Source organism: Streptomyces sp. NPDC087844, from assembly GCF_044742785.1.
Classification (GTDB): Bacteria; Actinomycetota; Actinomycetes; order Streptomycetales; family Streptomycetaceae; genus Streptomyces.
Genome location: NZ_JBIUVD010000001.1, coordinates 686,981 through 701,377, shown reverse-complemented (window position 1 = coordinate 701,377; position 14,397 = coordinate 686,981). Strand labels below are relative to the sequence as shown.

9 protein-coding genes are annotated in these 14,397 nt (G+C 71.1%); 8 read left to right on the top strand and 1 reads right to left on the bottom strand.

The features are described from left to right. Positions 1-55 precede the first annotated feature (55 nt). Positions 56-4,117 (bottom strand): molybdopterin-dependent oxidoreductase, encoded by a 4,062-nt coding sequence (locus tag ACIOKD_RS02755; RefSeq protein ID WP_402077687.1) that lies wholly within the window; start codon positions 4,115-4,117, stop codon positions 56-58. Positions 4,118-4,430: 313 nt separating this feature from the next. Between ACIOKD_RS02755 and ACIOKD_RS02750 the strand changes: the two genes are divergently transcribed. The 8 genes from ACIOKD_RS02750 to ACIOKD_RS02715 all read left to right on the top strand — a co-directional run bounded on the left by ACIOKD_RS02750 (position 4,431) and on the right by ACIOKD_RS02715 (position 14,343). Beyond that, a complete protein-coding gene (locus tag ACIOKD_RS02750; protein ID WP_402077178.1) occupies positions 4,431-4,820 on the top strand; it encodes a cell division protein SepF in 390 nt (129 codons plus the stop codon). Positions 4,821-4,961: 141 nt separating this feature from the next. Further along, complete coding sequence (locus ACIOKD_RS02745; RefSeq protein ID WP_402077175.1) at positions 4,962-6,179, top strand: ATP-binding protein; 1,218 nt, start codon at positions 4,962-4,964, stop codon at positions 6,177-6,179. Further along, a complete protein-coding gene (locus tag ACIOKD_RS02740; RefSeq protein WP_402077172.1) occupies positions 6,176-6,502 on the top strand; it encodes a nucleotide pyrophosphohydrolase in 327 nt (108 codons plus the stop codon). Before ACIOKD_RS02745 ends, ACIOKD_RS02740 begins: the two co-directional genes overlap by 4 nt. Positions 6,503-6,780: 278 nt before the next feature. Beyond that, entirely contained in the window at positions 6,781-7,242 is a 462-nt protein-coding gene (locus ACIOKD_RS02735; RefSeq protein ID WP_402077170.1) for a DUF6099 family protein, read from the top strand. A gap of 210 nt (positions 7,243-7,452) precedes the next feature. Beyond that, positions 7,453-8,373, top strand: coding sequence for an LLM class F420-dependent oxidoreductase (locus tag ACIOKD_RS02730; protein ID WP_402077167.1), 921 nt, complete (start codon positions 7,453-7,455; stop codon positions 8,371-8,373). A gap of 148 nt (positions 8,374-8,521) precedes the next feature. After that, positions 8,522-9,988: a 3' terminal RNA ribose 2'-O-methyltransferase Hen1 gene (locus ACIOKD_RS02725; RefSeq protein ID WP_402077164.1), complete on the top strand. Its 1,467-nt coding sequence runs from the start codon at positions 8,522-8,524 to the stop codon at positions 9,986-9,988. Then, on the top strand, positions 9,985-12,642 hold the full coding sequence (locus ACIOKD_RS02720; protein ID WP_402077162.1) for a polynucleotide kinase-phosphatase: 2,658 nt from the start codon (positions 9,985-9,987) through the stop codon (positions 12,640-12,642). The genes ACIOKD_RS02725 and ACIOKD_RS02720 overlap by 4 nt, the downstream gene beginning before the upstream one ends. 195 nt (positions 12,643-12,837) lie before the next feature. After that, positions 12,838-14,343, top strand: a complete 1,506-nt coding sequence (locus ACIOKD_RS02715) for a hypothetical protein (RefSeq protein ID WP_402077158.1) — start codon at positions 12,838-12,840, stop codon at positions 14,341-14,343. The last annotated feature ends 54 nt before the right edge of the window (positions 14,344-14,397 follow it).

Sequence of the window (14,397 nt, the reverse complement as noted above, 5' to 3'; positions counted from 1 at the left end):
AACACGAACAGTTCAAGTAAACGAACGGTACAGGTTTAGGCGCGGAGGCCGTGGCTCAGTACACGTCCCTGACGTAGCGCTTCTCCGCCGCCAACTGCTTCAGGTACGCCGCGGCCTCCGTCTCGCCCAGCCCGCCGTGGGCGACCGCGATGTCCCGCAGGGCCCGGTCGACGTCCTTGGCCATGCGGGAGGCGTCGCCGCAGACGTAGAAGCGGGCGCCGTCCTGGAGCCACGACCACAGCTCGGGTCCGTGTTCGCGCAGCCGGTCCTGGACGTAGACCTTGGCGCGCTGGTCGCGGGAGAAGGCCGTGTCCAGCCGGCTGAGGGTGCCGTCGGCGAGGAAGCCGTCCAGCTCCTCCTCGTAATAGAAGTCGGTCGCCCGGTGCTGTTCGCCGAAGAACAGCCAGTTCGGTGCCCGGTGCCCGAGGGCCCGCCGCTCCTCCAGGAAGCCGACGAAGGGGGCGATGCCGGTGCCGGGCCCGACCATCACCATCGGGGTCGCCGGATCGGCCGGGGGCCTGAAACGCGGAGAGCGCTGTACGAACACGGGTACCGGTGTCCCCGCTTCGGCGTCGGCGAGGAAGGGCGAACAGACCCCGCCACGGGCCCGCCCGCCGAGGTTCTCGTACCGCACCACGGAGACCGTGAGTGACACGTGGTGCGGGTCGGTGAGCGGGCTGGACGATATGGAGTACAGGCGGGGCTGGAGCCGCTTCAGGACCCCGGCCCACTCCTGGGCGCTCGCGCGCACCGGGTGCTCGGCGATGACATCGACGGCCTGTCGCCCCCAACTCCACTTGGCCAGCCCGTCCTTGTTGTCGGGCCGCAGCAGCCGCCGCAAGTCACGGTTGTCACCGGTCCGTTCGGCGACGAAGCGCAGCAGATCCGGGGAGATGCGGGTGATGTCGAGATGCCGTCGGAGGGCATCGCCGACGGAGGTGTGCCCAACTCCGGCGACTTCGACGGTGGTTGTGGGATCGAGTCCGGCCACTGCCAGCCATTCATCCACCAGCGCGGACGAGTTGAGCGGCCGTACGCCGAGCGCGTCCCCGGCCTCGTACGCCAGCGGGACGTCACCGCCCCGGGTGTCGAAGGTGAACCGGCGCACCTCCTTGCCCGCGCCGGGCAGGCTGAGCAGCCGGTTCCCGACGAGCCGGGCGGTGACGGCGGCGGGTTTCCCCGACGCGGTCGACGCGGGGGCCGGTGCGGCAACCGCTGCTGCCGGGGCGGGTTCCCGGCCGGTGGCGAGCGCGCCGACCACCTGGTCGAGCCAGGCCCGCGCGGGCACCTCGTAGTCCGGCTCGCAGTCCGTACGCGGAGCGAGCCGCACCCCGCCCAACTCGTCCAGCCGCTGGTCGAGCCGCCGACCGTGCCCGCAGAAGTCGTCGTACGAGGAGTCGCCCAGGGCCAGCACGGCATAGCGCACGCCGTCCATGCGGGGCGGCTCGGGCAGCTCCAGGGCCGCCCAGAAACCGGAACCGTTGTCGGGAGCCTCCCCGTCGCCGAACGTACTGGTGACGAGCAGCAGGTCCGCACCCGGCGGCAGGGCACGCGGGTCGGCGTCGTCCATGCCGAGGAGCGTGGCCCTGTGACCGCCGGCGGTGAGCCGCTCGGCAGCCGCCGCGGCGAAGTCCTCGGCGTTCCCGGTCTGCGAGGCCCAGAGGACGACGACTTCGCGGAGGGGAGCGGGGGCCCGCGTGACCCGCGGGATGTCGGTTGCGCGGGAGTGCATACCGGCGAGAACACCGTTCAACCAGAGCGCGTGATCCGCGTCGAAGGGCGCGTCCGAGGGAAGTACGGGCACACCGGGTGAGCCCGCGGGGAGTCCGGCGAGAAAGCCGGTGAGGTACTGGCGCTCGGAGGAGGAGAGGACAGGCGGGGGACCGGGCTCCAGCCCGAGAACACCGGCGATCGCAGCCCCTCCTGCCCCCGTGCTTTCAGCCCCTCCGGCGTTTGAGGAGCGGGGGCCCGGGGGCAGCGCCCCCAGCGGGGAGGAAACCCGCGTCAGAGCCACCGCACACACCTTCAGCTCCGGCTGAAAGGACACAGGATCAACGGCGTCACTGGTGACGGCATTGACGCTCAGATACTCCCCGAACAGGTCGTTCCAGTGGAACGGCGCGAACAGACACCCCACCTGCACCCGGTCCGTCACGACCGCGGGCAGCACGGCACGCCCCCGCCGCGAGGCGACCTCGACCCGGTCCCCGTCACCCACGCCGAGCACGGCCGCATCGTCCGGATGCACCTCGACGAACGGCCCCGGATCGAGCTTGTTGAGCTTGGCCACCCGCCCCGTCTTCGTCAGCGTGTGCCACTGATGCTGAAGCCGCCCGGTGTTGAGTACGAAGGGAAAATCGTCGTCGGGCAGCTCGGCGGCGGGCATGTGCGGCCGGGCATGGAACACGGCCCGCCCACTGGCCGTCGGAAAGACGGGGCCACCGGACCCGACGTACCGGATCGGATTCCGGTCGGGCCCCTCCTCGTCCGCGACCGGCCACTGCACGGACGCACCCCGCAACCGCTCGTACGTGACCCCCCGCAGATCCCATCCCGTCGCCGGGTTCCACGCGCGCTTGATCTCCTCGAAGATCTCCTCCGCGCTCCCGTACGAGAACCCCTTCTCGTAGCCCATCTCGCAGGCCACGCGCGCGATGAGCCGCCAGTCCGCGAGCGCCTCGCCGGGCGGCTCCACGGCGGGCCGGGCGAGCGTGAGGTCGCGCTCGCTGTTGATGAGGACGCCCTCGGTCTCGGTCCACATCGCGGCGGGGAGCACGACATCGGCGTACGCGTTCGTCTCGGTCTCGGCGAACACGTCCTGCGTGACGACGAACTCGGCGGCCTCAAGGCCCTCGATGACCGTCCGGCGGTTGGCCATCGAGGCGACCGGATTGGTGCAGATGATCCAGCAGGCCTTGATCTCGCCGTCGGCCATCTTCCGGAACATCTCGACCGTGCCCCTGCCGACCCCGTCCTTGCGGAGGGTGTCGGGCGGCAGCTCCCACAGCTCCTCGACGAAGGCGCGCTCGGCGTCGACGAGCACGGAACGCTGCCCCGGCAGACCGGGCCCCATGTACCCCATCTCGCGACCGCCCATGGCATTGGGCTGCCCGGTGAGCGAGAAGGGGCCGGACCCCGGACGGCAGATCGCGCCGGTGGCGAGATGCAGGTTGACCAGGGCGTTCGTGTTCCACGTGCCGTGTGTGGACTGGTTGAGGCCCATGGTCCACAGGCTCATCCACTCGCCCGCCTCGCCGATCAGCCGCGCGGCCGTACGGATGTCGTCCTCCGGTATGCCGGTGATTGAGGCGACGGCGGCGGGCGGATAGTCGGCGAGGAAGCCGGGCATGGCCTCCCAGCCCTCCGTGTGGGCCGCGACGAAGGCGGGATCCGTGTGCCCGTTCTCGTGGAGCAGGTACAGCAGCCCGTTCAGCAGGGCGAGATCCGTACCCGGCTTGACCCGCAGGTACAGATCGGCCTTGTCGGCGGTGGCGGTGCGCCGCGGGTCGACGACGATCACCTTCGCGCCCGCCGACTTCACCCGGTCCATCATCCGCAGGAACAGGACCGGATGGCAGTCGGCCATGTTCGAGCCGATGACGAGGAAGACGTCCGCCGACTCGAAGTCCTGGTACGAGCCGGGCGGCCCGTCGGCCCCCAGCGACAGCTTGTAACCGGCACCCGCGCTCGCCATGCACAGCCGGGAGTTGGACTCGATCTGATTCGTCCGTACGAAGCCCTTGGCCAGCTTGTTCGCCAGATACTGGGCCTCCAGGCTCAGCTGTCCCGAGACGTAGAGGGCGAAGGCGTCGGGCCCGTGCTCGTCGATGACCGCGCGCAGCCGCCGCGCGGTCTCGGCGATCGCCGCGTCCACGGACACCGGTGCGGGCCCGGCTCCGCGGTCCTCCCGTACGAGCGCGGTGGAGAGCCGCCCCGGCGCCGCGAGCATGTCCGCGGTGGTCGCCCCCTTGGTGCACAGCCGGCCGCGGTTCGCCGGGTGCGCCTTGTCCCCGGACGCCTTCAGGACCGTACGCCGCCCGTCGGGGCCCATCCCGATGTCGAGGACCATGCCGCAGCCGACGCCGCAGTACGAGCAGACCGTGCGCACCTGGGACATGGGGGAGGACGTGGGGATGGTCGTGCTCACGCGCTGCCCTTCGCCGGCTTCTCTCAGGGTTCCGACTGTACGAATTGCCCGTTACGCCTGTGTCACGTGGCGCGATCTTGAGGGGTTACGCCCGTCACACAGCGGTGGCCGGCCCGGTGTGAGGAGCCGGTGCGAGGGTTCCGCAGACTACGGCGGTCGGCTGCGGACCGTGTCGCATTCGGCCGAACGGGTGACCATGCGCAACAATGGCCCGACAACGACTGGTGCAGGCAATCAGCACGATTCCGGGCACTACTCAGGCACGACAGGGTGGGGGGAGCCGGTGAACAGCCACGACGTCACCGATGAACAGTGGGAAGGGCTCGCCCAGGTAGTTCCTCTGCGCGGCCGCGATGCCTGGCCGTCGGCGGTCGGCCATCGGGCGCCGCCGGAGGCCGAGACCGAGACGCGGCGCCGCTTCGTGGTGCTGCGCATCAACATCTTCGCGGACGCCCGCGAGGTCGCCGAGACCCTGATGGCCGGTATCCCGGTCCTTCTGGATCTCACCAGCGCCGATACGGACATCGCCAAGCGTGTGCTCGACTTCAGTACGGGTGTGGTCTTCGGCCTGGCGAGCGGGATGCACCGGGTCGACAAGAACGTCTTCCTGCTGACGCCACCGGGCACCGAGGTGGCGGGGCTGATGCAGGGGGCCGGGATCCCCGGCGTGTGACTTCTCCGCGCGGACGTTCTCGGCGCGGACCTTCCCGGCAACCACTGTGTTCCCGGCAACCGCTGTGACCGGGTACCCCGATCGTAGGAAGGTCCGCGGACGAAACGGTTCCGCCTCGGGGCGGAGTCCTACGGTCCGGACATGACCGTGCCTCTCCGCTGCCCCGCAGGCGAAAAGATCGCGCCGTTCCCCGCGCCCCTGACGGGGCCGGGGCGCGCGGAGGCGGAACAGCCTCGTCCCGACCGGCCGAGCGTCACCGAGTTGCGGCTGTCCGCGTTCGCCGCCCACCGCGGTGCCGGATTCCCGCTCGGGCCTCTCAGTCTCCTCTGCGGGCCCAGCGGCAGCGGCAAGTCCAGTGCCTTGCGGGCCTACGAGGCACTGGCCCGGCTCGGCGGCGGCGCCGAACTCGGCGAGGTGTTCCTGGACCCGGCCGCCTGTGTGCCCGAGTGGGCCCGGCCCGACGCCCAGCGGCGCCGCGGGTTCCGTATCGGCTGCACGGCGGACGGTCCCGAGGGTCCCGTACGGCTCGATGTGGCCGTACAGGCCGAGCCACACCTTCGTATCGTGGGCGAGCGGCTGACCGCCGGCGGGCGCACCCTGCTGGAGACGGCCCTGCGAAATCCGGGCCGCGGGGCGGTGCAGGCGGCCTGGCACACGGCGGGCCCGTCCCTCGTGACGAGGGCGGCGCTTCCCGACGACCGGCTCGGCACCGCGCTGCTGCCGCTGCGGGTAGCGGGCAGGACGGACGGCCAGCGCCAAGTCCTCGCCGCCGCCGAGCAGATGGTGGTCGCGCTGCGCTCGGTCTTCGTGTGCGACCCGCTGCCCCGCTCCGTGCGCACCGAGGTGCCGCTCGGCGCGGGACGGCTGCTGCGCGGCTGCGACAACCTCGCCGAAGTTCTGTGGCGTACGCGTTCCGAGTGCGGGCGGCGGCACGGGCTGCTGGTCGACGCGGTGCGGGCGGGGTGCGCGGGGCCGGTGTGCGACGTACTGGCGGAGCCCGGGGCCGGTGGGGCGGTCGGCACTGTTCGGGCATGGCTCGACCGGGGCGACGGGCTGCGGACACCGCTCGGCCGACTGGGGAACGGGGAACTGCGCTATCTCGCGCTGGCCCTGGTGCTGCTCACCGGGCCCGGCGTACTGGAGGTCGACCCGGTGGGGGAGGTGCCCGCGGCGCTGCAGACGCTCACCGTGCTCGTCGACGGGTTCGACCGTGATCTGGACGCCCGGCAGCGGGAGGGGCTCGTACGGCTGGCGGCCCGGATGTGCGAACGGGGGCACATCCGGCTGGTGGGGGCCGTGAGCGACGCGTCCTGGGCGGCGGGGGTGGACGGGGTGACGGTGGTAGACCTTGCACCGTGACCGAACTTGATGTGGCGACCCTGCAGCGCCGGCTGGCCGCGTTCGCCGCGGCGCGGAACTGGGAGCCCTACCACACGCCCAAGAACCTCGTCGCTGCGCTCAGCGTGGAGGCGTCCGAACTTCTGGAGATCTTCCAGTGGTTGACGCCCGAGGAGTCGGCCCGGGTGATGGACGACCCGAAGAAGGCGCCGCGCGTACGGGACGAAGTCGCGGACGTGCTCGCGTACTTGCTCCAGTTGTGTGACGTGCTCGGGGTCGATGCCCTCGCGGCGCTGGACGCGAAGATCGAACGGAACGAGGTGAGATTCCCGGTGGGGGAGTGACTCACCCCGGACGGCCTGCTGCCTGCTGCCGACTGCCCCCGACCGCCTGGCTCTGCCAACTCGACCAACCGCGCCAACTCCCGTGCTGTGCACGGAAAAACGGACCAACAATTCCGATTGTCACTCTTCGTAGTTGTTGATCTGCTCGTATTCGATTCCGTGTCCGCAGATTTCAGACTTCCTCTGGCTTTTCGTCCCGAGGTACCTCACTCTGGGTAGTGGCAGGCGGAGTTCGGGCAGGCGTGTGCACAACGCGTCGGGACAGACGGGGACAGTGGATGGATGCGGTGCGGCTCATCGGTGCGAGCAGGTGTGCCCTGATGAGGAGCGGCGACGCCTCCGGGACCATGGCCGAGGCCTGGCAGGCCCAGGCCCTCGCCCAGGCGATAGGCAGTCGGCTGGCGGTGTCCGGACCCCCCGAACTGCGGGGTGAGGCCTTGGGGTTGACGGAACTGGCCGGTCGGGGTTGCGGGGTTCTGGGCGCTCCGACGGTCGATGTCAGCAGCTTACGGGCGGCGCAACTGACCGAGCTGGGTGATGCGCGGCGGGCGCTTCTCGAACTCGGAGGGTTGCTCGGGGAGGTCGGGATCGCCCTGGTCGGTATAGCCTGCGCGGCTGCGGACGAGGGGACGTACTGGCAGTGCATGGAGGCGATCGACGCGGCGGACGAGTCGCGGGACCGGGTTCTTGAGATGTTGCGAAGACTGGCGGTCCGGGATCAGGGGGCGGCGGCGGGGTAGTGGGCTTTGCCCCCTGGCCCCTCAAGCCCCTCACCCCCTCGCCCTCTCGCCCCCTTTGTCCTCAAACACCGGACGGGCTGAAAGATGCCTACGGGCTGAAAGACGCCTTCCGGCGAGCCGGTCACGGGGGCGGATTTCACCCGACCGGGGGTGTGGACGACCGGCGGTACCGATGGGGTCCACCGGCGTGCGACCGTGCAGGATGGAGGCATGGATCTTCGCATCTTCACCGAGCCCCAGCAAGGGGCGACCTATGACACCCTGCTCGCCGTGGCGAAGGCCACCGAAGACCTCGGCTTCGACGCCTTCTTCCGCTCCGACCACTATCTGCGCATGGGGTCCGTGGACGGCCTCCCCGGCCCCACGGACGCCTGGATCACCCTCGCCGGACTCGCCCGCGAGACCAAGCGCATCCGCCTCGGCACACTGATGACCGCCGGCACCTTCCGCCTGCCCGGCGTCCTGGCGATCCAGGTCGCCCAGGTCGACCAGATGTCCGGCGGCCGAGTCGAACTGGGCCTGGGCGCGGGCTGGTTCGAGGAGGAGCACAAGGCGTACGGCATCCCGTTCCCGAAGGAGAAGTTCGCCCGCCTGGAGGAGCAGCTGGCGATCGTCACCGGGCTGTGGGAGACCAAGGCCGGCGAGACCTTCACCTACGACGGCACCTACTACCAGCTCACCGACTCGCCCGCGCTGCCCAAGCCGGCGCAGTCCAAGGTGCCGGTGCTCATCGGCGGCCACGGCGCGTCCCGTACGCCGCGCCTCGCGGGCCGGTACGCCGACGAGTTCAACATGCCGTTCGCGTCCGTCGAGGACAGCGAGCGCCAGTTCGGCCGGGTGCGGGCCGCCGCGGAGCAGGCCGGCCGCAAGGGCTCCGACCTCGTCTACTCGAACGCGCTCGTCGCCTGTGTGGGCAGGGACGACGCCGAGGTGGCCCGCCGGGCGGCCACGATCGGCCGTGAGGTGGAGGAGCTCAAGGCCAACGGCCTGGCGGGTTCCCCGGCCGAGGTCGTCGACAGGATCGGCCGTTTCGCGGAGATCGGCTCCCGGCGGATCTACCTCCAGATCCTCGACCTCGACGACCTGGACCACCTGGACCTCATCTCCTCCCAGGTCCAGTCCCAGCTCTGAGCGGCGGTGCCCGCAGGGGCGCGGTGCTGTGTCGACGGCCCCGCGCCCTCGAAAATGCCTGCGTGCGGCGGAAGTGTTCGCTGTACGTTGGGCGGGCGCCCGGACAGGGCAGGTTTCCGCAGTTCAGATGACATTTCGAGGCAGCTCAGTGTTCCTTTCGATCAGTACCACCGGCGCCCCGGGGCGCCCCGCGACCGAGCTCGGGTATCTGCTGCACAAGCATCCTGACAAGGCGCAGGCGTTCAGCACCTCCTACGGCAAGGCGCACGTCTTCTACCCCGAGGCGAGCGCGGAGCGCTGCACGGCGGCGTTGCTCCTGGAGCTGGACGCGGTGGCACTGGTCCGGCGCGGCAAGGGCAGGGGCCGTGGCGGAGCGCCGGACGCGGCTCTCGCGCAGTACGTCAACGACCGCCCCTACGCCGCCTCCTCGCTGCTCGCCGTGGCGCTGAGCAACGTGTTCTCCAGCGCGATGAAGGGCGTCTGCCAGGCGAAGCCGGAGCTGCCCGCCCGCCCGCTGCCCCTGCGCATCGAGGTGCCCGCACTGCCGGCCGCCGGCGGCACCGATGTCGTACGCGCGCTCTTCGAGCCGCTCGGGTGGACGGTGAGCGCGGACCCGGTGCCGCTGGACACGGAGTTCCCCGAGTGGGGCGACTCCCGGTACGTGAGCCTCGTACTCGAAGGCGATCAGCGCCTGGCCGACGCGTTGCGGCACCTCTACGTCCTCATGCCGGTGCTCGACGACGCCAAGCACTACTGGGTCTCCTCCGACGAGGTGGACAAGCTGCTGCGAGCCGGGGAGGGCTGGCTGCCTGACCACCCGGAGCAGGAACTCATCACCAGCCGCTACCTGGCGCGCCGTTCGACGCTCACCCGGCAGGCCATGGACCGGCTGGAACTCGTACGGCTCGCCGAGACGGACGACAACGCGGTCGAGGAGATCGACAACGCCGTCGACGAGCGGACGGACACCGCGGAGGCGCCCGTACCGCTCGCGGTCCGGCGGCGGGAGGCGATCGTCGCCGCGCTGCGGGCGACCGGTGCCAGCAGGGTGCTCGATCTCGGGTGCGGGCAGGGCCAGTTGGTGCAGGAGCTGCTGAAGGACACGCGCTACACCGAGATCGTCGGGGTCGACGTGTCGATGCGGGCGCTCACCGTCGCCGCGCGGCGGCTCGGCCTGGACCGGATGGGGGAGCGGCAGTCCGAGCGCGTCGAACTCGTCCAGGGCTCGCTCGCCTACACCGACAAGCGGCTCAAGGGATACGACGCGGCGGTGCTCAGCGAGGTCGTCGAACACCTCGACCTGCCGCGGCTGCCCGCCCTGGAGTACGCGGTGTTCGGCTCCGCACGCCCCAGGACGGTGATCGTGACGACACCGAACGTCGAGTACAACGTCCGCTGGGACACCCTCCCGGCCGGCCATGTGCGCCACGGCGACCACCGCTTCGAGTGGACGCGCGCCGAGTTCAGGGCCTGGGCGGGCGAGGTGGCCGAACGGCACGGGTACGGCGTGGAGTTCGTACCGGTCGGGCCGGACGATCCCGAGGTGGGTCCGCCGACCCAGATGGCGGTCTTCGCACTGCGCGCACAGGACACGAAGGAGGCGAAGGCCGCATGACCAGCACCGACAGCACCAGCACCGACAGCACCAGCACCGACAGCAGCAGCACCGACAACAAAGTGCGTACCCTGCCCGTCACCGACCTCTCCCTCGTCGTGCTGATCGGCGCGTCCGGCTCGGGCAAATCCACCTTCGCCCGGCGGCACTTCAAGCCGACCGAGGTGATCTCGTCGGACTTCTGCCGGGGCCTCGTCGCCGACGACGAGAACGATCAGAGCGCCGGCAAGGACGCCTTCGACGTCCTCGGCTACATCGCGGGCAAGCGTCTCGCGGCGGGCCGGCGCACCGTCGTGGACGCGACCAGCGTGCAGTCGGACAGCCGCAAGCAGCTGATCGAGCTCGCCAGGAAGTACGACGTGCTGCCCATCGCCATCGTGCTGGACGTGCCCGAGGCAGTGTGCGCCGAGCGCAATGCCTCGCGCACCGACCGCCCCGGCGTGCCGCGCCGCGTCGTCCAGCGGCAGTCCCGCGAACTGCGGCGCTCGCTGCGGCACTTGGAGCGCGAGGGCTTCCGTAAGGTGCACGTCCTGCGGGGTGTGGAGGAGGCCGAGACCGCCGAGGTCCGCACCGAGAAGCGGTACAACGACCTGACCCACCTCACCGGACCCTTCGACATCATCGGCGACATCCACGGCTGTGCCTCCGAACTGGAGTCGCTGCTGGCCACGTTGGGCTACGCGGACGGCGTGCACCCCGAGGGGCGTACGGCCGTGTTCGTCGGCGACCTCGTCGACCGCGGCCCGGACTCCCCGGGCGTCCTGCGCCGGGTGATGTCCATGGTCGGCTCGGGCAACGCCCTGTGCGTACCGGGCAACCACGAGAACAAGTACGGCCGCTACCTCAAGGGCCGCAAGGTCCAGCACACCCACGGCCTCGCCGAGACCATCGAGCAGATGGAGGGCGAGAGCGAGGAGTTCACGCGGCAGGTACGCGAGTTCGTGGACGGGCTCGTCAGCCATTACGTCCTCGACGGCGGCGGGCTCGTCGTCTGCCACGCCGGCCTGCCGGAGAAGTACCACGGCCGTACGTCGGGCCGGGTGCGCTCGCACGCGCTGTACGGCGAGACCACCGGCGAGACCGACGAGTTCGGGCTGCCCGTGCGCTACCCGTGGGCCGAGGACTACCGGGGCCGGGCGGCGGTCGTCTACGGGCACACCCCCGTGCCGGAGGCCACCTGGCTCAACAACACCATCTGCCTGGACACCGGAGCCGTGTTCGGCGGCAAGCTCACCGCGCTGCGCTGGCCCGAGCGCGAACTCGTCGACGTACCGGCCGAGAAGGTCTGGTACGAGCCGGTCAGGCCGCTGGCCTCCGAGGCGCCTGGCGGCCACGAGGGACGGCCGCTCGACCTCGCGGACGTGCACGGCCGCCGGGTCGTCGAGACCCGGCACGCGGGGCGCGTCTCCGTGCGCGAGGAGAACGCCGCCGCGGCCCTGGAGGTCATGAGCCGCTTCGCCGTGGACCCGCGCCTGATGCCGTACCTGCCGCCGACCATGGCACCCACGTCCGCCTCGCGGGTGGAGGCCCGCGGCGGAGCCGCCGACGAGCACTTCCTGGAACACCCGGCCGAGGCCTTCGAGCAGTACCGGGCCGACGGGGTCGCGCGGGTCGTGTGCGAGGAGAAGCACATGGGCTCGCGGGCGGTGGCGCTGGTGTGCCGGAACGCGGAGACGGCGCGCGCACGGTTCGGGGCGACGACCGGGGCCACGGGCGCGCTGTACACCCGTACGGGCCGCCCCTTCTTCCCGGACTCGGCGCACTCCGCGGACTCCGTGGAGGGCTCGGCCGCGGGTGTCTCCCTCACCGAGGAGATCCTCGGGCGGGTGCGGGACGCCGCCACGGAGGCCGGCCTGTGGGAGGAACTGGAGACGGACTGGCTGCTGCTCGACGCCGAGCTGCTGCCCTGGTCGCTCAAGGCCGCCGGCCTGCTGCGCTCGCAGTACGCCGCCGTGGGCGCCGCGGCCGGGGCGGTGTTCCCGGGTGCGGTGGCCGCACTGGAGAGGGCGGCGGCTCGGGGCGTCGAGGTGGGGGAACTGCTCGCCAAGCAGCGGGAACGCGCCGTCGACGCGGCTGCTTTCACCGACGCGTACCGGCGGTACTGCTGGCCCACGTCCGGTCTGGAAGGAGTGCGGCTCGCCCCCTTCCAGATCCTCGCCACCCAGGGACGGAGCCTGGCGGCCGTGCCGCACGACGAGCAGCTCGCGCTGATCGACCGGCTGGTGACGGCCGACCCGTCCGGACTCCTGGGGACCACCCGGCGCCTGTTCGTCGACACGGACGACCCGGCGTCGGTACGGGCCGGGGTCGACTGGTGGCTGGAGCTGACCGGCCGCGGCGGCGAGGGCATGGTCGTCAAGCCCGTCCAGGCGGTGGCACACACCGGGAACGACCGGCTGGTCCAGCCGGGCATCAAGTGCCGGGGCCGGGAGTACCTGCGGATCGTCTACGGGCCGGAGTACACGCGGCCCGAGAACCTCGACCGGCTGCGGGGACGCTCCCTCGGCCACAAGCGCTCACTCGCACTGCGCGAGTACGCGCTGGGTCTTGAGGCCCTGGACCGGCTCGCCGGGGGCGAACCGCTGTGGCGGGTGCACGAGGCCGTGTTCGGCGTGCTGGCGCTGGAGTCGGAGCCGGTGGACCCTCGGTTGTAGGCGTCGGAATCCGGTCAGCTCGCGCGTCCGACGGTACGCGTTGGGACATCGCGTACCGGGGTTCCAAATGTCCCTGGTTAAGGCCCACTCGGCGTGCTAGCTTCGCAGGTCGGTCAGGCAGGCGTACCGGCTCACGGGGGACGGTCGGTGGAGGCAGGAGTGGGTTTTGGTGAGCCCGGTGGTGAGTCCGGGCGTGTGCCGGGCCTTCAGCTGCTGTTTCAGCTGACCGAGGCCCTGTGCGAGTTGAGCTGTCTGGAGGACCCGCAAGGGCGTGTGCAGTTCGCCGTGGTCCTCGGCGAGCAGCTGACCCAGCAGGTCGATGTGCGGGGCGGCAAACTGCGCGAGGACGCCGTGACGATGGTGCGCATGGCGTTGAGTGTCACGGGCGGAGAGCACGTATTGGTAGGGGTGGTACGGGTCTTCGAGGGGGAAGAGGCTGCTGCCGGGTTCGAGCGGCTGCTCGTCCCCGTCGTTCCGGCCGCCGCCTCCGTGGCGCTGCCCGGCCCGCTGTCCGAGTACGAGAAGAACAAGGCGCGTGCCCTTCTGGACGCGGCCAAGGGGGAGGTCTCCGCGAGCCGCCTGCGGGACGAACTCGTTGAGGAACTGCACGGGGTGGATCTGCCCATCGGGCTCTCCCCCGGACAACTCCTGGCCTATGTCGCCGAGTTGAACGTCCAGCCCGACGGCCTGCCGCCGGCGGTGCTGCTGGTCGACCGGGCCGCCGGGCCCGCCGGGGCGCCGGGGCACCGCGCCGAGATGTCCGCCTGGGTCGACGGCTGGGCAGAACGCGCCGGCCTGAGCGAGGCGTTGGAGGAGCGCAGGGTCCAACACGCCGCGGCGGCGTACGACCCGGAGATCCCGCGCTGTCTGATGGTGGCGGCCGAACCGGCCCGGGACGGCTCCGACGAGATCGTCGTACGGGCCTGGCTCAACACGGCGCCCGGCCGCTGGGACCCGCAGCCGGGTGAACCCGCCACGACCGACCTCGACGGTCTCGGGGCGGCCGTCGAGGTCGCTCTGCGCCAGGGCGCCCGGCTGTGGCCGGCGCAGCGGGACTCCGATCCGGGTGGACACGAGCAGTCGCCGCCGTACATAGAGTTCATCCTTCCGTACGACCTCCTCAACCACGATGTGGCCGGCCTGAGGATCGGTTCGGGCGACGGAAGGCCGATGCCGCTCGGGCTGAAGTACGGGATTCACTTACGCAGCCTGGAACGGATGCGTACAGATGATGTCCTGGTCAGACTGCAGTGGCTGGAGCGTTGGCGGACCCTGCGGCGGCACGGGGTCGCCGTCTACGGCTGGAGCGAGGCGGACGCCCAACGGCTCGACGAGTGGCAGACCGCCCTCGCCGGGGAAAGCAGACATACGGCCGTGGTCCTCGACGCTCCGGCCGGGGCCTCCGCCATGGAGGCGCTGAAAGCCGCCATCGCCGAGGGGATCGGCCTGGCGATCTGGGACCGCAGGGGGGTCTTCATCGAGGAGCGGCGGGAGGTCGTCACCGCTGTCTTCGCGTCGGTTCCGACGCCCGCACAGATTCCCATGGCCGTTCACCGCCTCCGCCGAAAAGCCGAACTCAACACCCAGGGACCACTGTTGCTCGGGCGGCACATCGCCTTCCTCTGGGACGACCCCACTCGACTCGTTGACATCCAGAGCACTGATCCCGGCGATCTCGCCAGCGAGGAGGCACCCGCGTGAGCGCGCACGAGCAGCAGGAGCAGCAGGACCTGAGCGCGTCGGGAGAGCCGGGCC

Bases quoted from the DNA above. Each gene is read 5' to 3' on its own strand.
- ACIOKD_RS02755 (WP_402077687.1), bottom strand. From the start codon at position 4,117: ATGTCCCAGGTGCGCACGGTCTGCTCGTACTGCGGCGTCGGCTGCGGC.
- ACIOKD_RS02745 (WP_402077175.1), top strand. From the start codon at position 4,962: ATGACCGTGCCTCTCCGCTGCCCCGCAGGCGAAAAGATCGCGCCGTTC.
- ACIOKD_RS02735 (WP_402077170.1), top strand. From the start codon at position 6,781: ATGGATGCGGTGCGGCTCATCGGTGCGAGCAGGTGTGCCCTGATGAGG.
- ACIOKD_RS02730 (WP_402077167.1), top strand. From the start codon at position 7,453: ATGGATCTTCGCATCTTCACCGAGCCCCAGCAAGGGGCGACCTATGAC.
- ACIOKD_RS02720 (WP_402077162.1), top strand. From the start codon at position 9,985: ATGACCAGCACCGACAGCACCAGCACCGACAGCACCAGCACCGACAGC.